Origin of the sequence: Caproicibacter sp. BJN0012, assembly GCF_035986805.1 — a bacterium.
Taxonomy (GTDB): Bacteria; Bacillota; Clostridia; order Oscillospirales; family Acutalibacteraceae; genus Caproicibacter.
On record NZ_CP142518.1, the window covers coordinates 2,920,422 to 2,939,820 of the forward strand.

22 protein-coding genes are annotated in these 19,399 nt (G+C 55.1%); 10 read left to right on the forward strand and 12 right to left on the reverse strand.

Translation table 11 applies throughout. The features are described 5' to 3' along the window. Positions 1-11 precede the first annotated feature (11 nt). From dcd to VA597_RS14325, 3 genes are all read right to left on the reverse strand, one after another. Positions 12-539, reverse strand: a complete 528-nt coding sequence (gene dcd / locus VA597_RS14315; protein WP_128743604.1) for a dCTP deaminase — start codon at positions 537-539, stop codon at positions 12-14. A gap of 140 nt (positions 540-679) precedes the next feature. Beyond that, positions 680-958: a zinc-ribbon domain containing protein gene (locus VA597_RS14320; protein ID WP_128743605.1), complete on the reverse strand. Its 279-nt coding sequence runs from the start codon at positions 956-958 to the stop codon at positions 680-682. Between the two features lie 351 nt (positions 959-1,309). Continuing rightward, a complete protein-coding gene (locus tag VA597_RS14325) occupies positions 1,310-1,717 on the reverse strand; it encodes a Fur family transcriptional regulator (RefSeq protein WP_128743606.1) in 408 nt (135 codons plus the stop codon). A gap of 171 nt (positions 1,718-1,888) precedes the next feature. Between VA597_RS14325 and VA597_RS14330 the strand changes: the two genes are divergently transcribed. Continuing rightward, positions 1,889-2,734, forward strand: coding sequence for a YitT family protein (locus VA597_RS14330; RefSeq protein ID WP_128743607.1), 846 nt, complete (start codon positions 1,889-1,891; stop codon positions 2,732-2,734). 43 nt (positions 2,735-2,777) lie between these two features. Here the strand turns inward: VA597_RS14330 and VA597_RS14335 are convergent, their stop codons facing one another. From VA597_RS14335 to VA597_RS14345, 3 genes are all read right to left on the reverse strand, one after another. After that, positions 2,778-4,100, reverse strand: a complete 1,323-nt coding sequence (locus tag VA597_RS14335) for a lipopolysaccharide biosynthesis protein (protein ID WP_128743608.1) — start codon at positions 4,098-4,100, stop codon at positions 2,778-2,780. A gap of 77 nt (positions 4,101-4,177) precedes the next feature. After that, positions 4,178-4,744 carry an ECF transporter S component gene (locus VA597_RS14340; RefSeq protein WP_128743609.1) on the reverse strand — a complete coding sequence of 189 codons (567 nt, stop codon included), beginning with the start codon at positions 4,742-4,744 and terminating at the stop codon, positions 4,178-4,180. 19 nt (positions 4,745-4,763) lie between these two features. Beyond that, entirely contained in the window at positions 4,764-5,291 is a 528-nt protein-coding gene (locus VA597_RS14345; RefSeq protein WP_128743610.1) for a TIGR04002 family protein, read from the reverse strand. 120 nt (positions 5,292-5,411) lie between these two features. Between VA597_RS14345 and pdxR the strand changes: the two genes are divergently transcribed. The 8 genes from pdxR to VA597_RS14385 all read left to right on the forward strand — a co-directional run bounded on the left by pdxR (position 5,412) and on the right by VA597_RS14385 (position 14,681). Beyond that, a complete protein-coding gene (gene pdxR, locus VA597_RS14350; RefSeq protein WP_128743611.1) occupies positions 5,412-6,818 on the forward strand; it encodes a MocR-like pyridoxine biosynthesis transcription factor PdxR in 1,407 nt (468 codons plus the stop codon). Beyond that, positions 6,805-8,028: a peptidase T gene (pepT, locus tag VA597_RS14355; protein WP_128743612.1), complete on the forward strand. Its 1,224-nt coding sequence runs from the start codon at positions 6,805-6,807 to the stop codon at positions 8,026-8,028. The genes pdxR and pepT overlap by 14 nt, the downstream gene beginning before the upstream one ends. After that, a complete protein-coding gene (locus VA597_RS14360) occupies positions 8,025-8,558 on the forward strand; it encodes a GNAT family N-acetyltransferase (RefSeq protein ID WP_128743613.1) in 534 nt (177 codons plus the stop codon). Before pepT ends, VA597_RS14360 begins: the two co-directional genes overlap by 4 nt. 149 nt (positions 8,559-8,707) lie before the next feature. After that, complete coding sequence (gene aspS, locus VA597_RS14365; RefSeq protein WP_128743614.1) at positions 8,708-10,477, forward strand: aspartate--tRNA ligase; 1,770 nt, start codon at positions 8,708-8,710, stop codon at positions 10,475-10,477. A 1-nt stretch (position 10,478) separates the two neighbouring features. After that, on the forward strand, positions 10,479-10,757 hold the full coding sequence (gene gatC, locus VA597_RS14370) for an Asp-tRNA(Asn)/Glu-tRNA(Gln) amidotransferase subunit GatC (RefSeq protein ID WP_128743615.1): 279 nt from the start codon (positions 10,479-10,481) through the stop codon (positions 10,755-10,757). 9 nt (positions 10,758-10,766) lie between these two features. After that, positions 10,767-12,233, forward strand: coding sequence for an Asp-tRNA(Asn)/Glu-tRNA(Gln) amidotransferase subunit GatA (gene gatA, locus VA597_RS14375; RefSeq protein ID WP_128743616.1), 1,467 nt, complete (start codon positions 10,767-10,769; stop codon positions 12,231-12,233). Further along, a complete protein-coding gene (gene gatB, locus VA597_RS14380) occupies positions 12,230-13,645 on the forward strand; it encodes an Asp-tRNA(Asn)/Glu-tRNA(Gln) amidotransferase subunit GatB (RefSeq protein WP_128743617.1) in 1,416 nt (471 codons plus the stop codon). The genes gatA and gatB overlap by 4 nt, the downstream gene beginning before the upstream one ends. A 52-nt stretch (positions 13,646-13,697) precedes the next feature. Continuing rightward, on the forward strand, positions 13,698-14,681 hold the full coding sequence (locus tag VA597_RS14385; protein WP_326974788.1) for a DJ-1/PfpI family protein: 984 nt from the start codon (positions 13,698-13,700) through the stop codon (positions 14,679-14,681). A gap of 151 nt (positions 14,682-14,832) precedes the next feature. Here the strand turns inward: VA597_RS14385 and msrB are convergent, their stop codons facing one another. The 5 genes from msrB to spoIVB all read right to left on the reverse strand — a co-directional run bounded on the left by msrB (position 14,833) and on the right by spoIVB (position 18,637). After that, positions 14,833-15,777 carry a peptide-methionine (R)-S-oxide reductase MsrB gene (msrB, locus tag VA597_RS14390; RefSeq protein ID WP_128743618.1) on the reverse strand — a complete coding sequence of 315 codons (945 nt, stop codon included), beginning with the start codon at positions 15,775-15,777 and terminating at the stop codon, positions 14,833-14,835. Then, positions 15,777-15,980 (reverse strand): YwbE family protein, encoded by a 204-nt coding sequence (locus tag VA597_RS14395; protein ID WP_128743619.1) that lies wholly within the window; start codon positions 15,978-15,980, stop codon positions 15,777-15,779. The genes msrB and VA597_RS14395 overlap by 1 nt, the downstream gene beginning before the upstream one ends. Before the next feature lie 4 nt (positions 15,981-15,984). Next, on the reverse strand, positions 15,985-16,320 hold the full coding sequence (locus VA597_RS14400) for a hypothetical protein (protein WP_128743620.1): 336 nt from the start codon (positions 16,318-16,320) through the stop codon (positions 15,985-15,987). Between the two features lie 191 nt (positions 16,321-16,511). Then, a complete protein-coding gene (gene spo0A, locus VA597_RS14405; RefSeq protein ID WP_128743621.1) occupies positions 16,512-17,297 on the reverse strand; it encodes a sporulation transcription factor Spo0A in 786 nt (261 codons plus the stop codon). Between the two features lie 113 nt (positions 17,298-17,410). Continuing rightward, positions 17,411-18,637: a SpoIVB peptidase gene (gene spoIVB, locus VA597_RS14410; protein ID WP_243112532.1), complete on the reverse strand. Its 1,227-nt coding sequence runs from the start codon at positions 18,635-18,637 to the stop codon at positions 17,411-17,413. Positions 18,638-18,968: 331 nt separating this feature from the next. Between spoIVB and VA597_RS14415 the strand changes: the two genes are divergently transcribed. Beyond that, positions 18,969-19,157 (forward strand): hypothetical protein, encoded by a 189-nt coding sequence (locus VA597_RS14415; RefSeq protein WP_128743622.1) that lies wholly within the window; start codon positions 18,969-18,971, stop codon positions 19,155-19,157. Between the two features lie 50 nt (positions 19,158-19,207). Here VA597_RS14415 and VA597_RS14420 read toward each other — a convergent pair whose 3' ends face one another. Beyond that, positions 19,208-19,345: a hypothetical protein gene (locus VA597_RS14420; protein WP_442872779.1), complete on the reverse strand. Its 138-nt coding sequence runs from the start codon at positions 19,343-19,345 to the stop codon at positions 19,208-19,210. Positions 19,346-19,399 lie beyond the last annotated feature (54 nt).

A 19,399-nucleotide genomic window follows, 5' to 3' on the forward strand; every position in this document is an offset into this window, starting at 1 on the left:
GCGGCCGCTTTTCAATCCTTCGATTCAAATTCCCGGTACAGCAGGCTGGGCTGGATCCCGTCGTTGTTCTGATATTTGCCGCTTTGATACGGATCGTAGTCCCCTTCGATGGTGTGGTAATAGATCTGGCAGATTTCCACTCCCGGATAAATAACGATCGGCTGTGTGCAGAACATTTCGAGCGTCCAGTATCCGGCGAAACCAACATCCCCGAATCCGGCGGTGATATGGATAAACAAGCCGAGCCGACCGACGGAAGAGCGTCCCTCCAGCATGGGAACCAGACCCTCGGTGCGGGTGTATTCCGCCGTTCTTCCCAAATACAGCCGTCCGGGCTCCAGCCGAAAACCGGAATCCGGAATCCGGATTTTTTTAACCGGATTCGGTTTCTTCATATCCAGCACGGTCTCCTCGTATACCAGAAGCTCATTGTGGAGCGACAGATTATAGCTGTTCGGGTTGATTTTTTTTCCGTCAAAAGGCTCAATTACAATATCTCCGCCCGCGCGGCGAAGAATCTCTCTTCCGGACAGAATCATATTCCGCTTCCTTTCCATTTGAAACCTGTCCCACGGCGAACCGGGGAAAGGATAAAAAATACGATAAATGCGGGCGGACCGCATTTATCGTACAAACATACTTTAATCAAATCGCGGAAAACCCGCGTTTTGCGTCTTTGTCAGGCTTCTTCCTTCATTTTCGCAAAGCACTCGCTGCAGTAAACCGGACGGCCTTCCGTCGGCTGGAACGGAACCTTGCAGGGAGCACCGCACGCAGCGCAAACAGCATCGAACATTTCCCTCTGGGGTTTCTGGCTCATTCTGCGGGCCTTGCGGCACTCAGGGCACCTTTTCGGTTCATTGGTAAACCCTTTCGCAGCGTAAAATTCCTGCTCGCCAGCAGTCCAGACAAACTCCTTCCCGCATTCTTGACAGACTAACGTTTTGTCCTCAAACATATTTTTTACCTCACTTGTGATAATTTTTTGCCCTGGGACGGAGTTGAACCGACAACCTTTGGAATTACCAATGCTCTTGCGTTAAGCTACTGGGGCATATGACGAAGGGTGGTTTCTCACTCCTACGCAACATAGATTATACCAGAACGAGGGGAATGTCAAGCATTATTTTTAATTTACTGAAAAATATTTAAAATAATCTATAATTAGCGAAGAAATATCAATATTTTTTCATGGATTATGCCGATTTTAAACGAAACGGCTTTTTCTTGAAAAACACGCTGCAAAAGGGGTCTCCAAGCTGTGCGCGGCAGAAAAAAGGCCAGCGCAAAATCCGCCGGCCTTTTTTGTTCAGTCCGTCCGATGCATTTTGTCCAGACATTCCGGGCAGATCCCCCGAAGCAGAATATCGGCTGAATCAATCTGCAGGCGGTATTTTCTCTCCGCCTGAATCACCCGCGCGGGACTGACAGATTCATCCGGTATATCCATCACGCAACCGCATTTCGAACAGACAAAGTGAGTGTGCGGTTTGACGTTTCCATCGAATCTTTCCTGCCCGTTCACCACGCCGACGCTGAGAATCGTTCCATCCTGCTTGAACTGCGCCAGGTTTCTGTAGACCGTTCCGAGGCTTAAATCGGGGTACTCCGGCTTCAGCTTTTCATAGACCCAATCGGCCGTCGGATGCGAAGTAGTTGAGCGCACGGCGCTCAAAATCGCTTCCCGTTTCCTGCTGTAATTCCGTCTTTTTTCCATAAGGTCACCTCGCGGCAATCATAATAATAATAACTTTTCTCGATTATTTTAACATTGTTTCCGCCTTTTGTAAAGAGCATTCCTTCTTAGTTTGCCGTCATGTATCAAATTGGCAGAAAAGATGATATAATAAGTCCCGGCAAAAAGCATCAACATACAAAAGGAGATATCATGAAAAAGGGCATTCTGAAGGAATACGCTGTCATTACCCTGAGCACGCTGGTGATTTCGGCCGGTATTTATTTTTTCAAATTTCCAAATGACTTTACCTTTGGCGGGGTGTCCGGCCTGGCGGTCGTATTGGGGCGCATTACAACTCTTTCTCCGGGGAGCGTCAATTTTGTTTTAAACGCTCTTCTGGTGATCTGCGGATTCCTTTTTTTAGGAAAAAATTTCGGCATAAAAACCGTTTATACGAGCTTTCTTCTCTCCGGCGCGGTCTGGATTCTGGAACGGCTGGTCCCGATGACAAAGCCGCTGACGGACGATCCGATGCTGGAGCTTGTGTTCGCGGTGCTGCTGCCCGCCTTCGGCTCCGCTCTGCTGTTTCACGCGGGAGCCTCCTCCGGCGGGACCGATATCATCGCGATGATCCTGAAACGATATACCAGCGTGGACATCGGAAGAGCCCTTTTCATCAGCGACTTTTTTATCACGATGTCTTCTTTTCTGGTTTTCAGCATTAAGACCGCCCTGTTTTCCTGCCTCGGCCTGCTGGCGAAATCGCTGATTGTCGACAGCGTAATTGAAAGCATCAACCTGAACAAATACTTCAACGTGATCTGCTCCGAGCCGGAGCCGATTCTGGACTACATCGTCAAAAAGCTGGATCGGAGCGCGACGGTATGCGACGCGGTCGGAGCTTATTCCCACCATCACAAATATATCATCTTTACCGTGATGAACCGCGCGCAGGCAGTGCAGCTGCGCCGTTTCATCCGCTCGGTCGAACCGGACGCGTTCCTGCTGGTCTGCAACACCAGTGAAATTATCGGAAGAGGGTTTCACAGCGAATAACCCGCAAAAGGACCGGGCGCCAAAATTCTGCGCCCGGTCCTTTCTATTTATGAAAAAGCTTTGTCACCATTCCGATCTCTTCCCCGCTCGGAACAAGCAGCCGGTAAAACGGCGTGTGGGAAAAGCGGCAGAAAATGGCAATACAGGTGACGGACTGCGCCGTCAGCGAGATCGACGTTGCGAGCGCGACGCCGTTAATGCCCATGCGCGGAATCAAAACCAGGCTGAAAACAGTATTGACCGCGATACCCAACACCGTCGGGATGATATTCAGCTCCGGCTTTCCGTATGCGGCAATGGAATTTCCGAGCACCTTCGCGTAGGAGATCAAAACATAACCGACAGCCAAAAAAGGGAGTGGTTTCACCGCATCCCGGTACATGGGAAACAGAACCGGGACGAAGATCTTCGCCGCCCAGTAAAGCAGAACTGCGGAAACAGTCGTGATATAGGTGACGATTTTGGATGAAAGCACGGAAAGGCGGACTTTGTCCTTTTGTTCCGTCATCCCGGCGATCCGGCTCAGGATGACCTGACTGACGGCGTCCGGCAAAACCCAGACCTGCTGCATAATGGTGACGGCCGTGCTGTAAATGCTGTAATCCGCCAGGGAATACAGCCCCTGGACAATATAGGTTCCTAAAAACGAATTGAGGTAGGTCAGAACATTGCTGACATGGGATTTCAGGCTGTACCGGACCATATCGCCCGTTCCAACCGGAAGATCGTTTTCCGGGGCCGGCTTCGGCTTCGGTCCGTTCCACCGCACAATGCCGTAAAGGGCAAACAGGAGCATCCCGGCTGTGATTGCGATGGTGCACCAGACCCAGACGGCGGCGTTCGGCCGCAGAAAAATCCAGACCGCCAGTGCCGTCACCAGAATCCGCTGCGTAAGGTTCACGAGATTGAAGGCTTTAAACTTATCCTCACCCCGCAGGACCGACGTGCAGATATTGAACAGAAACGACAGAGCGCCGTAAACGACAATCGCGACCAGAAACTGGGCGGGCGTTTCGGTGAAGAACGAACTTCCGCGAAGAAAGAAAAGCATCGCCGCCCCAATCCCTGCGATCACGACCGTGACGCCGAGGCTGAGCCTCTTTACTGCGCGCTCGGTATTGCCCACTGTAAAGCGGGCCACATAATATACGACTCCGGAAGCGGCGCTGAGACCGAGGACCGTATTCAGCCCCCCGCCCCATTGCTGCACCTGATTATACAGCGCCTTCACATCCGGGCTGACGTTCCGCAGAACGATAAACGACGAAATCAGCCCCAGCACGGCCCCAAACAAATTGGTCCCGAACGTGTTAACCGAATCGCGCACCACCGCGCTGTGAATTTTCTTTGTCTTCTCTTTTTTCATCCGGTTTCAGACTCCACCTTAATTTCATTTCGGATGGAGTCATTATAGCATCATCGGCGCCGAATCACAACTGATTTTCATCCGTTGCCGCGCGCCTCCGGCAAACTGCGCTCCAGCGCCTTTTTCACGGCAAAATAGAGAGGGACCGCGATCACGTCCGCAATCAGGGCGTTGGTGAGCGTCGCGCCGAGCTTTGTCAGCATGATGATCTGTACGGACTGCGCCGCGGACCCGAGCATGATCTCTTTCAATGCGGAGTAGGAAAGATACAGGACGCAGTATGAAAGCGACCCGATCACGGCGGCCGCGACGACACGGGAAAGCTTTTTGCCGGTCTTGTCTCCGCCCCAGGCGATCAGGCCGCAGATCCAGGCCATGGCAAACTTTGTGACGAGCGTCACCGGCGCGCTGGAAGCCCAGCCGCCGACCAGATCGAACAGCCCCGAACCGATGCCCGCGGCCAGCCCTCCGTAAACCGGCCCGAGCAGCAGGCCGGACAGAATGCAGAACACATTGGCAAAGCCGATCATCGTCTTATCTCCGCCCACCGGGATCTGCACTTTGAAAAACATGGTCGCCAAAAAGACGAGCGCAGCCATCAGGCCCGCCAATGCAAGACGGACCGTTCTATTTCCGCTTCTCAATGAAAAAATCCCCTTTCAGCTACCGCTGTTTCACCATCACAGACAAACGGTCTTTTAGCTTCAGCCGGTCGAACGCACGGCCCAGCAGAATGTAAATTGCGGCGCTCGCGGCCGCCTGGATCAGGTTGCCCGGGATTTCCGCCACGGGCGCCGCAAACCCGCCGAGCAGAACAACTTCCGTCAGATAATAGCCGCCGATGCAGATGCCGCCCGCAGCCGCGCTGGCCGCCAGGTTGCGTTTGGAGATCACTGTTTTCGCCGAAGACGTAAAACAGAGGACCATGGCGGACTTAATGACCAGCGTGGGCAGCGCGTAGACGGCGCTGCCCGTCAGGGCGTCGGAGAGCGCCTCCCCGATGCCTCCCGCCGCCACCGCGTAGGGGGCGGGCAGAATGCTCGCGGCAAGGTACAGAAAAGCGTCTCCCAGATGGATATAGCCGCCGGTCGCCGGGGTCGGGATGTGAAACAGGTATGCCGTCACGACAAAGATCAGCGCCGCAAACAGCGCCGTCAGAACGGGCAGCCCTGTAAATTCCGTTTTTTTCATTGCTTTCACCTTCCATGGGATTGATTTACAAAAAATACGTTGCTATAATAATAGCTAATCACTGTTGCTATTGAAATATACAGTTTAAAAAAATTCGTAAAGTACAGTTGAGGATATTTTATGACCTACGATTTTTTACAGCTGAACCGCGCTTCTCCTGTTTCGCTGTATCAGCAGCTTTATTCTTCCATCCGCGGGGCGGTGGAGTCGGGGCATCTGAAGACCGGGGAGCGGCTCCCGTCCATCCGTTCCCTGGCGGACGGGCTGAAGGTGAGCTGCACCACGGTCGAAAGCGCCTACCAGCAGCTCTGTGTGGAAGGATATCTCCGGGCCCGTCCCCAGCGGGGATATTTTGTGCTGGAAGCGCGCCGGCCCGATGCGGTCCGGCCTGCCGTGCGCGCGGACTTCTCCCGCCCGCCCGGCCTGCCCGTCCGATACAACTTCGGCAGCGACTGCGTGGACAGCGCCAACATGGATTTAAAGCTGTGGAGGCGGCAGATCAGGGACGTGCTGAACCGGCAGGAGATTATCGCCTCCTACGGCGAGCATCAGGGAGAATACGCTCTGCGGGAGGCGCTTTCTTCTTACAGCTACGGCGTCCGCGGCGTGCTGGCCTCTCCGGACCAGATCGTCATCGGAGCCGGGACGCAGCCTCTGCTTTCCATTTTGTGCGGCCTTCTGAACGGCGGGGAAACCGCCGTGGCCATGGAGGAGCCGGGGTTCCGGCAGGCGGAGCAGATTTTTTCCGACTGCGGCTTTCATGCCTTAAAGCTGCCTGGGGATGAGGACGGCCTGAACATGGAGGCGCTCAGGGCAAGCGGGGCGAAACTCGTGTTCCTCAGCCCGTCCAACCGGGTCCAGACCGGAATGAGCCTGCCGATCAGCCGGCGGATGGAGCTTCTGCGCTGGGCCGGGGAATGCGGAGGCATCATTATCGAAGACGACCACAATGGGGAACTGCGGTACCGCGCCCGGCCTATCCCCGCCCTGCAGGGAATGGGCGGAGGAGGGAACGTCGTCTACATCGGGTCGTTTTCCAAACTTCTGCTGCCGTCGGTCCGCATCGGCTACATGGCGCTGACGCCGGAGCTGCTGAACAGGTATCGGCTCAGCGCGGGAAACTACAATCAGACGGCCTCCAAAATCGAGCAGCTCGCGCTGGCGAACTACATCCGGAGCGGACAGATGGAGCGGCACCTGCGGCATCTTCGGAAACTGTACGGCATGAAATGCGACCGCCTGACCCGGGCGCTGAAGCGGGCGTTCGGCGGACGGGTGAAAATTCTCTTGCAGGAAACCCCATTGAGCATACTTCTGACCCCGCCTGAGGATGCGGGCATCCAATCGCTCTGCGCGCTGGCGCTTCATCAGGGTGTCCGCGTCGGGACAACCTCGGACGGCAAAAAAATCCTGCTCGGCTTTGCCGGCATCCCCTCGGAGCAAATCGAGGACGCCGTTTCCTGTCTGCAAACGGCCTGGAAAGACGTTTTGAAAGAAAAGGAGATTGATAGAAATGAAGGCTTATGAAAGGCTTCTCCATTACGCGTCGTTCGACACCACATCCTGCGAGGACAGCGAAAGCTGCCCCAGCACGCCGGGCCAGCTCCGTTTTGCGGACGCGCTGGCGGAGGAAATGAAGTCGCTCGGCTTTTCCGGCGTGCGCCGCGACGAATCCGGCTATGTCTACGGCACGCTCCCCGCGAGCTGTGAGGCAAAGGCCCCGGTGATCGGCCTGATTTCTCACATGGATACCTCAGACGCCGCGCCCGGCGCGGGAATCCGGCCCCGCATCGTCAGAAATTACGACGGCGGCGACATCGTGCTGAATCGGGAGAAAAACATCGTCATGCGCGCGGCGGATTATCGCAACCTGGCGGACTGCATCGGAGAGGACCTGATTGTGACCGACGGAACCACACTGCTCGGCGCGGACGACAAAGCGGGCATCGCGGAGATCCTGACGATGGCGGAGGAACTGAACCGCCGGGGGACCCCGCACGGAACCATCGCCGTCGCATTTACTCCTGACGAGGAAATCGGGCGCGGCGCGGACCGCTTCGACGTGAAGGGCTTCGGCGCCGACTTTGCCTACACGGTGGACGGCGGAACCGTCGGCGAGCTGGAATACGAGAATTTCAACGCGGCGGGGGCCGTCGTTACCGTGCATGGGGTCAGCGTTCATCCGGGCGACGCGAAAAACCGGCTGCGCAGCGCGGCTCAATTCGCCATGGAATTTCATTCCATGCTTCCGGAGGCGGAAACGCCGGAGCACACCGAGGGCCGCGAGGGCTTTTACCACCTGACCCGAATCGCGGGCGACGCGGAGCACGCCGAGCTGCGTTACATCATCCGCGACCACGACCGCGCGAAATTCGAGGCGCGCAAGGAAACCGTCCGAAAAATCGCGGACTATCTGAACGAAAAATACGGAGCGGGGACCTTCGAGCTTTCCCTCTCCGACTCCTATTACAATATGAAGGAAAAAATCGAAGAACATCCCGAGATTGTCGCGCGGGCCGAACAGGCCATGAGGGAAGCGGGCATGGAACCGCGCGCCGTCCCGATCCGCGGCGGCACGGATGGGGCCCGGCTCTCCTTCATGGGGCTTCCGTGCCCGAACCTGCCGACCGGCGGACAGAATTTCCACGGCCGGTTCGAGTTCATCCCGATCCGGTCGATGGAACAAATGGCGGAAGTCCTGATCAATCTGGTGAAAGCAGGCGGACGAGAATCATGAAGCTGGATCTGAAGCATCCCTCCTTGGAACAAAGAAACGAATACCTCTCTTTCGCAAAAGACTGGGCGGATCACGAAGAAGAAATCACGCCGTACTCCGCCCGGCTTCTGGGGCGGAGCTATGAGGAATGGCTCGCCGGCACTCTCCGGATGGAGCGGGAAGCCCCGGAACGCTTTGTCTGCGCGCACACGTTCTTTCTGACGGATGAAGCCGGAAAAATTTTGGGCGCGGTCAATATCCGCCATGAGCTGAACGGCGAACTGCTGAAATCCGGCGGGCATATCGGGTATGGAATCCGCCCCTCCGAGCGCCGGAAGGGGTACGCGGTCCGGATGCTCGCGCTGGCACTGCCGATCGCTGAACAATTAGGGATCGCAAGGGCCTTGATCACCTGCGACAAAGAGAACATTGCCTCCGCGAGAACGATCCTCCGCAACGGCGGAGTGCTGGAAAACGAGCTTGCGCTGGACGGCAGGACCGTCCAGCGCTACTGGATCGGACCGCGGCAGTCCCAATGCGGCGCTTTTTGAAATTTTATATCGCATTCAATGCAAAAATGTGATATGATAAATCGGTAAAGGCAGCCCCGTCGCAACGCTGTTTTTCAATTGAACCTTCTGATATTTCATGATATAATTAACTTTTATTAAAGATTGCAGTTAAAGGGGATTTACGGAACATGAACCTAGCCAACCAGTACCGCACGCATTTCTGCGGAGAAGTCAGCGAACAGCAGATCGGAAAGGAAGTCCGCGTAGCGGGTTGGGTCGAGAATATCCGCGACCACGGCGGAATCAAATTTCTCGATTTAAGGGATCATTCCGGCGTGGTGCAGATCGTCGTCTACGACGACGCGCTTCTGGCGGAAGTCAGCCGCGAATGCAGCCTGACCGCATCGGGCGCCGTCGTTCTGCGCGACGAGGAGACCGTCAATCCCAAAATTCCGACCGGGACGGTTGAGGTGAAAGTGGAAAATCTGACCGTGCTGGGGAAAGTGCTGGACAGCCTTCCGTTCGAAGTCCCCCTCTCCCGGGAAACCAAGGAGGACGTTCGACTGAAATACCGCTACCTGGATCTGCGCAATCCGAAGGTTCATCAGAATATCGTTCTGCGTTCCCAGGTGATCTCCTTTCTTCGCCGCAAAATGACCGACCTGGGTTTTCTTGAAATCCAGACGCCGATCCTTTCCGCCTCCTCGCCGGAGGGCGCGCGGGACTACCTGATCCCCAGCCGCCGGCACCCGGGCAAATTCTATGCCCTGCCTCAGGCCCCGCAGATTTTCAAACAGCTGCTGATGGTTTCCGGCTTCGACCGCTACTTTCAGATCGCCCCGTGCTTCCGCGACGAGGACGCGCGTGCCGACCGCTCGCCGGGTGAATTTTATCAGCTTGATTTCGAGCTTGCGTTCGCAACACAGGAGGATGTGTTCCAGGTCGCGGAGGAAGTCGTCGGCGAAACGTTCGCCAGGTTCTCAGACAAAACCGTGACCAAAGCGCCGTTTCCCCGCATCCCCTACGCCGAATCCATGCTGAAATATGGCACGGACAAACCGGATCTGCGCAATCCGCTGGTGATTCTGGACATTACCGATCTGTTTGAGGGGACCTCTTTCAAACCGTTTCAGAAGAAAACCGTCCGCGCGATCAGCGTGCCGGACTGCGGCGGGCAGCCGAAAAGCTTCTTCGAAAACATGCTCGGCTTTGCCGAAAGCATCGGCATGAAGGGCCTCGGCTATATCAAGGTCGCGGAAGACGGGCAGTATCAGGGCCCGATCAATAAATATCTTCCCGACGATAAACGCGCGGAACTGACGAAGCGCGGAGATCTGAAACCGGGAACGGTGATCTTTTTCGTCGCGGATGAGGCGGATGCGGCCGCCTCCCTTGCCGGGCAGATCCGTACGGAGCTGGGCCGGCGCCTCGGGCTGATCGACGAAAGCCGTTTCGACCTGTGCTTCATCGTCGATTTTCCAATGTTCGAACTGGACCCGGACACCGGGGAAACCGTCTTCACGCACAACCCGTTCTCCATGCCGCAGGGCGGGATGGAAGCGCTGCTGAACAAAAAACCTGAGGAAGTCCTCGCCTACCAGTACGACATTGTCTGCAACGGCGTGGAACTCTCCTCCGGAGCGGTGCGGAACCACCGCATCGACATCATGAAAAAGGCGTTTGAGATCGCGGGATATACGGAGGAGGACTTGAAAACCAAATTCACCTCGCTCTACCACGCGTTCCAGTTCGGCGCCCCGCCGCACGCCGGCATGGCGCCAGGTGTCGACCGGATGCTGATGCTTCTGACAGGAGAGGAAAACATCCGCGAGGTCATTGCGTTCCCGATGAATTCCAACGCGCAGGACATGATGATGGGCGCGCCGAACGAAGTGACGGAACAGCAGCTGCGCGAAGTGCATATCCGGCTGCGGAAACCGGCCGAAAGGAAGGTCTGAGATGGTCACTCACGAGGAGATCCTGAAAATCGCCCGCCTTGCAAAGCTCTCCGTCGCCCCGGAGGAGCTGGATGGCCTGACCAGGGATATGAACAGCATCATCGAATTCGCGGACGCCGTCAATTCAGTTGCCGCCGAAGATTCCGGCTTCGACAACATCAACAACCTGTCGAACGTATTCCGCGATGATACGGTCGTTTCCTCCTTTAGCCGAGAGGAAATCCTGAAAAACGCACCGAACCAGGAAGACGGATATTTCCTGGTCCGCCGGCGCAGTTAGGAGGCCCGGATGGAACAGCACGGATTGATTTCTAAAATCGGCGGGCTCCTTCGTTCCGGGGAAATCAGCTGCACGGAACTGACCAAAAAGTATCTGGAAACCGCCGAACAGGAAAACGGGCGCCTGAACGCCTATGTAAGACTGACGCCGGAAACCGCGCTGAAAACCGCGGCCGAGGTGGACCGGAAACTTTCGGCGGGTGAGAAGCTGTCCCCTCTCGCCGGAATTCCGATGACCCTCAAGGACAACATTTCCACCAGCGGCATTGAAACGACCTGCTGTTCGAAGATTCTGCAGGGCTATGTCCCGATCTATGACGCGACGGTGTGGTCCATCCTGAAGCAGCAGGACGCGGTCCTCATCGGAAAGACCAACATGGACGAGTTCGCGATGGGCTCCTCCTGCGAGACCTCCTGCTTTGGCGGAGCGAAAAATCCGCATAATACTGAGCGCGTGGCGGGCGGCAGCAGCGGCGGGGTTGCTTCGGCAGTCGCGGGCAACCTCGCGGCGTTCGGCCTCGGCTCGGACACCGGCGGCTCTATCCGTCAGCCCGCCAGCTTCTGCGGCATCGTCGGATTCAAGCCGACCTACGGAGCGGTTTCGCGCTACGGGCTGATCGCCTACGCCTCCAGCTTCGACCAGATCGGCCCCATCACAAGGAGCGTGGCGGACGCCGCGCTGGTCTACGACGCGATCGCCCAGTACGACCCGATGGACTCGACCAGCAGCGACAAGGCGGCACCCGCGTTTTCCTCTTTGGGGAAGGACATCAGGGGGCTGAAAATCGGCGTTCCGAAAGAATATTACGACGGGATCCGCCCGGACGTCAAAGCCGCTCTCGAAAACGCTTTAAAGGTCTGCCAGTCGCTCGGCGCGGAAATTGTGGAATTTTCGATGCCTTCGATCAAATACAGCCTGCCGGTTTATTATATCCTCGCCTGCGCGGAGGCTTCGTCCAATCTCGGCCGCTATGACGGCATCCGCTACGGCACCCTTACGGAACACTACGCCGACCGCGACGAGATGATCTGCAGGACGCGCAGCGAGGGCTTCGGCGCGGAGGTCAAGCGCCGCATCCTTCTCGGCACCTATGTTCTGAGCGCCGGTTATTACGACGCGTTTTATAAAAAAGCGCAGAACCTGCGCGGGACACTCGTCAAGGCGTTTGAGGACGCATTCTCCCGCTGCGACGTGATTGCGGCCCCGACCGTCCCGATGACGGCGTTCCCGCTGAACTTCACCGCGCGGGACGCGGTCGAAACCTATTTGACCGATATCTGCACCGTTCCGGTCAACATCGCGGGCCTGCCGGGCATCAGCGTCCCGTGCGGCTTTGGAAGCGACTCCATGCCGGTCGGACTTCAGCTCATCGGCGCGCGTTTTTCGGAACCGGCCCTGTTAAACGCCGCGTTTCAATACGAGCAGGCGGCGGGAGACGACGTTTTCCGCGCCTTGGAAACGGGGGTCGCACGATGAATTACGAGCTGGTCTGCGGACTGGAAACCCATGTGGAACTCGCGACAAAAACAAAGATTTTCTGCTCCTGCACCACTGAATTCGGCGGAGAGCCGAATACCCACTGCTGCCCTATCTGTATCGGGCTGCCGGGCACGCTGCCCAAGCTGAACCGGGCCGTTGTGGAGTACGCCGTGATGGCGGGCCTCGCCACCAACTGTGAAATCAGCCCGGTTTCCAAAATGGACCGCAAGAACTACGTATATCCGGACCTTCCGAAGGCATATCAGATTTCCCAGTACGACATGCCGCTGTGCCGGAACGGCCGGGTGGATCTGTCGAACGGGCGCAGGATCCGCCTCAACCGCATCCACATCGAAGAAGACGCGGGCAAGCTGGTCCACGAGCGCGGCAACACCTTCGTCGACTACAACCGCGGCGGCGTCCCGCTGATCGAGATCGTCACGGAACCCGACCTGCGCAGCATCGCGGAAGTCGAGGAATACGTGGAAAAGCTCCAGATGATTCTGCGCTACATCGGCGTTTCCGACTGCAAGATGCAGGAGGGCTCGCTGCGCTGCGACGTCAACGTGTCCGTTCGCCCCGCCGGGCAGGAAGCGTTCGGCACCCGCGCGGAAATCAAGAATATGAATTCGTTCGCTCATATGGTGAAAGCGATCGAATACGAATATGACCGGCAGGTGGACCTGCTGATGAGCGGCGAAGAGGTTGTGCAGGAAACCCGGCGCTACGATGAGGAATCCGGCTGCACCGAGGGAATGCGCGGCAAGGAAGACGCCGACGACTACCGCTATTTCCGCGAGCCGGACCTCGTGACCATCCGCATCACGGACGAAATGCGGGAAACCCTCCGCGCGAAGATGCCGGAGGACCCGCAAAAGCGCCTGACGCGGTTTGGATCGGATTACGGTCTGCCAGAAGCGGACGCGCGGCTGCTGATCGAGCACCGCCGCATCGCCGACTATTTCGAGGCGGCGGCGAAGGGCACGAAAAATCCGCGCGCGGCGGCCAACTGCATTCTGGGGCAGATGTTCGCCCGCCTCGGCAGCGAAGCCGAAAAAGAGCGGTTTGACGTCGCGGTTTCCCCAGAGCGGCTGCGCGAACTGATCCTGCTGCTGGACGCGGGCAAAATCCGGATGAACCTCGTGAAATCCACGCTGGAAAAGATGCTGGACTCCGGCAAGCCGGCCTCGGATTTTCTGAATGAAAAAGATCTTGCCGGATTGAGCGCGGATGATTTAAAAGCGATCTGTGAAAAAGCCGTTGCGGAAAATGAAGCGGCCGCTGCGGACTACCGCGCCGGGAAAGGAAAAGCGCTGAAAGCAATTCTCGGCTCTGTCATGAAGGCGACGCGCGGGCGCGCCGACCCGCAGGAAGCGGAAAGGCTGCTCGCGGAGCTGCTGAAAAAATAACGGAGAGTTCGGGCGGGCGGCTTCGGTCAATAACAGAAAGGGTAAGTGCTTTATGGATGTAAACATCCTGCTATTTTCTGATTTTGAAATCTTGGATGCTTTTGGCCCTGTGGAAATTTTAGGATGTATTGAGGAATACAGTCTGCATTACGTTTCAGTTACCGGCGGAATCATCAAAAGCAGACAGGGTACAAAAGTATTAACCGAGGAAATGAAAGACGCCGATTCTTATGGAATTCTGCTCATTCCCGGCGGGCAGGGAACACGGCCTTTAGTGAATGATATTGATTTCATCAAAAGGTTGTCCTATATGGTCATGAAATCAGAATATTGTCTTGCAATTTGTACAGGTTCAGCATTACTTGCGAAAACGGGACTTTTGGATCGTAAAAAAGCGACTTCGAACAAAAAGGCTTTTGAATGGGTACAATCAATCGACAAAAACGTTTTGTGGGTTAGAAAAGCCAGATGGGTAGAAGATCAAAAATATTATACATCTTCCGGGGTGTCTGCCGGAATAGACATGACATTGGGTTTTATCGCGGAAAGATTTGGAAAAGAGAAAGCACAAAAAATTGCCGAGCATATCGAATATATTTGGAATTCGGATTCTCATAACGATTTATTCGCGAAATGCGAAAGAGGCAAGCAGAAAATGGTTCATGGAATAAATTTGGAAAACGTCATGGTGGACTGCGATGATGAGCAAAAGCTGTGCGAATTTTATCATCAGCTGCTCGGATGGGAAAAAAGCCAAATGTTTGGCCATCCCGCGTTAAGCAGCGAAAACGGGACTGTATTTTTGTTTATGGAAGAAAAAGATTATGTTCCGCCCGTATGGCCCGAAGAAAACGGAAAGCAGCAAAAACAGATGCACTTTGATTTTCAGGTCCCGGACGTTGCGGCGGCAGTCGAATATGCTCAATCCATCGGGGCGGCGAAGACGGTAGCCCAATTCGGCGGCAATGAATGGGTAACGATGACGGACCCCGCAGGACATCCGTTCTGCCTTTGTGCGAAGGAGAATCAGCCTTAACTGCGATCCATGTCATTTTTACCAAACGCGTCAAAATATCTCGTATCAGTATATGATGTGAAACAAAGGCCGCGGGAACAAGGTTTGTTCCCGCGGCCTTTGTCATAATTTTTTCAGGAATCTCAAACCCCCGGCGGGGGTATTTGGCAGCTCAGACCCGGTTCAGCCAGTCGCCGTAGCCTTCCCGTTCCATCTCCTCCTTCGGGATGAACCGGAGCGACGCGCTGTTGATGCAGTATCGCAGACCTCCCAGTTCCATGGGGCCATCGGCAAAAACATGTCCCAGGTGGGCATCGCCGGTCCTGCTTCGCACCTCCGTGCGGATCATCCCGTGAGTCAGGTCCTTGTGCTCCGCGACAAGCTCCTGCGAAATCGGCCTGGAAAAGCTCGGCCATCCGCAGCCGGAGTCGAATTTGTCTTTTGACGTGAACAGGGGTTCTCCGGTGGTCACGTCCACATAGATTCCCGGCCTCTTTTCGTCCCAGTACGCATTCTGAAACGGCGGTTCCGTCGCGGCGTTCCGCGTCACCTCATACTGCGTTGGGGTCAGCTTTTCTTTCAGCGTCCGCGGGTCCGGCGCCGTGAATCGGTCCGGGCGTTCAACAGCCTCGGCCGCTTTTTTGATCTTCGCCGGGCTGATGTGGCAGTAGCCGCCCGGATTTTTGTCCAGATAATCCTGGTGGTATTCCTCCGCCGGATAAAAATTTTCGAGCGGCAGCACTTCCACCGCGACCGGCTTCGCCAACGTTTTTTGCAGGCGTTCGATTTCCGCGCGGATCACCGGCAGGTCTTTTCCGTCCGTGTAATAGATGCCGGTCCGGTATTGGATTCCGCTGTCCCCGCCCTGCCGGTTGACAGAAGCCGGATCGATCGCGTCGAAATACAGGCGCAGCAAAAATGCGAGCGATACCTTTCCCGGATCGTACTTCACGCGGACGGTCTCCGCGTGCCCGGAATCCCGGCACACCTGCTCATACGTCGGGGCTTCGTCCGGGCCGTTCGCATAGCCCGCCTCGGTTTCCAGTACCCCGCGAACGGACGAAAGATACTTCTGCATGCCCCAGAAGCATCCTCCCGCCAGATAAATTTCAGACATTATTGTTCCTCCACAATGTTTTGCACCCGCCCGACCTGATCTTCTTCCTCCAGCATCACCTTGATGCCGTGCGGATGCGTCGGGCTTTTGGTCAGGATCCGTTTGACATGGCCGCGCGTTAGCTTGCCGGTTGGCTGGTCTTTTTTCAGCACGATATCGACCAGCGCGCCGATTTCAATATTTTTCCGGATTTTACCGTCCATCGGTTCACCTTCCATCTTTCCCCGTATTTTGCTTTTTACGCCGGTGAAGCAAAAGCAACGTGACCGCCGTCAGAATCGGCGCAAGCAGATAAAGAAGCGGCAGCAGGAACGCCAGCGGCGTTTTCGCCGTCAGATAAACCGCCGTGGAGCCGTTCGCTCCGCCGATAACGGAAAGCGGTTCGGCTCCCGAAAACGCCGCTTTGATTCGAAACAGCACCGGGCGAAAAACCGCACAGGCCAGGACGCCGCATTCCAGAAGCGTGATGAGGCCGAAAATCATCGCGGCAAGCCGCAGCAGCGACAGGGATATTTTTTGTCTCTTTTCCCCGCCTATTCCCATTCAAAAGTCCCCCTTTTTCTTCCTCCACTGTAGCGGATTCCTGCCCGGATGTCAAGGCGGGGTATTTTTCGACCCCGGTCCCGGCTTTTGATCTCGGGACAATGCATCCCGCCCTGTAACGGCTGGATCATGGATCGTGTTTTTAAAAAAATCAGGGACCGCCGGATTACCGGCGGTCCCCTTTTTATTCATCAGGCCGTCTTCATGTGAAGCCTGAGCCTGTCTGAAATCATGGCGATAAATTCGGAATTGGTGGGTTTTCCTCTTGTATTGTGGATTGTATATCCGAAATAGGAATTCAAAATATCCACGTCACCGCGGTCCCACGCCACTTCAATCGCATGGCGTATCGCGCGTTCCACACGGGACGCCGTGGTGTTGTATCTCTTTGCAACACTGGGGTAAAGCTGTTTGGTCACTGCATTGATAATATCCGGAGTTTCAATTGCCATAATAATGGAATCACGAAGATAATGATATCCTTTAATATGCGCCGGAACGCCAATTTGATGCAGGATCTCCGTCACCTGAATTTCCAGGGACGGCTCCGGATCCTGAGAGGCCTGTCTGGATTTCGCGGGCGCGGCCGCAGAAAGGCCGTTCATATCGCAGAGCTGAACAATCCGGTCCGCCAGATCGGCGGCGTCGAACGGACAGATCGCAAAATACGCCGCACCGGACATCATGACCTCCCGCTCCAGCGTGGGACTTGTAAAATTGGAAACAATCACAAAAAGCGGTTTTGCCCCCGGCATTTTCGTCCGGGTCGCTTTGATCACGCCGATTCCGTCCAGCCTTGGCATGAAAAGATCGGCAAGCACTACATCAGGATGGATCGTTTCTATTTTTTCCAATAGCTTTATTCCATCTTTCTGCGCATAGCTGACTTCCAATTCAGAACTTTCAAAAACTCGACCGTAGTCGTTATGAAACTCCGTACTGTCATTTGCGATAAGCAATTTTATACGCTTTTCCATGTTTGATCCCCCTAATTGATTTATTATAGCGTTATAATACCATATATTGGTAAAAATGGCAATAGATTGGTAATATTTTTTTTGAATTAAGGGGAAAAAGATAAGCGCGTTGATTAAGACGCTTTTGATTTCATTGCGGAATCGACCGATTTGGATTCCGCCAGCATATTTTCAGCAAATACCCCGTAGCCGCGGGTCGGATCATTGACAAAAACATGGGTCACCGCACCGACCAGTTTACCGCCCTGAAGAATCGGGCTGCCGCTCATCCCCTGAACGATGCCGCCCGTTTGGGTAATCAGCTTCCCGTCGGTAATGTGAAGAATCAGATTTTTGCTCTGTACCTGATCTCTGTAGTCGATTCTTTCGATTTCAGCATCATAGTACTGTGGTGTGCCTCCATCAATGGTGGTCAGAATTTGTACTGCGCCAGCTTTGACATCCTGCTTCATGGCGACCTTCAAAGCGCCGCCTTCCGGAGCGGAATTCAAATACCCGTAGACTCCGGTTGTTACATTGGCAACCAGTCTGCCCATCGCGTCGCTGTCGGTAAAATACCCGCGAAGCTCTCCGGGTTTTCCTTTTAGTCCCTTCGACACACCGTTAATGGTGACCGGAACAATATCGCCGCTTAGCAGCGGCATCAGCTCGCCGGTGTCGGAATCACAGATTCCATGCCCCAGCCCCGCAAAGCTTTTGGTTGACGGGTCATAATAAGTCAGGGTTCCAATTCCCGCGGTGCTGTCGCGGACCCAAAGACCAGCTTTGTAGAGTCCGTCGGCTTCCGCCCGAACCGGCTGCAGGGTCACAGTGGAAAGGGTGCCGTCACGCCGGACGCAGAACCGCATGTTTTTGCCATCGCAGTTTTCCACGTCCTTTGCGACTTCACTGTTGGAACTGACTTCCTTTCCGTCAACTTCGGTAATCACATCCCCGATCTTCAGCCCCGCCTGTGCAGCAGGATTTACGGAGCCGGAGGAGGTCTGGATGTCCGCAAGCCCTACGATCACCACGCCGTCGGTAAACATTTTAATTCCGAACGGCGTTCCGCAGGGCACGACGCAGGTCTGGTCGACAATGCTGACGTCCACGGACTTAATTGGAATCAGGTGGTACAGCATTAAAGTACCCTGATACGTTTTTGGATAAGAGACGCCCGCGCTGGCTGTTACATCGCTGTCGCCGACAACCGTAATCGCACCGGACAACCACTCCAGATGGTTCCCTGTGGTCACGGTATAGGAATCGGGAGTAAAATAATCCGCCGTCAAAAGAACTACTGCCAGCAAAAGTTCAAGCATGGCGGCGGATGCGGTTAGCATTGAAATGATTTTTTTCAAAATTTCACCTCCCTTGCGCCGCACTATTACTCTGCTCACAAGGGAGGTCTTTTATGTTGTCAATTCTGTTTTATTTTACCAGAAAATAGAAAACGAAATAGGTTTTGACCATTCGCCGCCAAACGTGCCGGATATTTCATAAGGTGGGAACAAATTTATGTTGAAGGGAACGTATATCCGAAAATCAGAGCGGCATTTTATAAACATCTAATAAAAAGCTTTCCCAAATTTTCAGAAAAAATCTGAATTTTTTTCATAAGTTTAAGCAGGCCGGGATTTACCAGAAGCTCATCTTTCATTTCGGGCACACTATGGCGGGAGGTGATGAACAATGGACTTAGGTTCCGACAGCGGTATTCCCGGCATCCCCGCCGGCTCTGTTTTGCCGATCAACCAGGATTCCGATGAAAGCTATTTTCTGTCCCTGCCGGAAGAGACTCAGCAGGCACTTTTAAAACAAAATTTTTCTTCTGAGCAGCAGTTCCATAATGCCTTGGAACGTCAGAAGGAAAAAGAATAGAGAAAAAAAGCGGGCGGCCCTGAAAAGGGCTGCCCGCCGTATGATGTTGCTTACTCTTTTTCAAGGACCTGGAACCGGGAAACCAGCTGATTCAGCAGGCCCGCCTGTGCGCTCAGCTCTTCGCTGGAGGCTGCACTCTCTTCCGCCGTCGCGGAATTGGACTGAACAATGGCGGAAATCTGCTCCACGGAACGGCAAGAGTCTGGGAGCCCGCCGACACCTGGTCCGCGCCAGAGATTTGA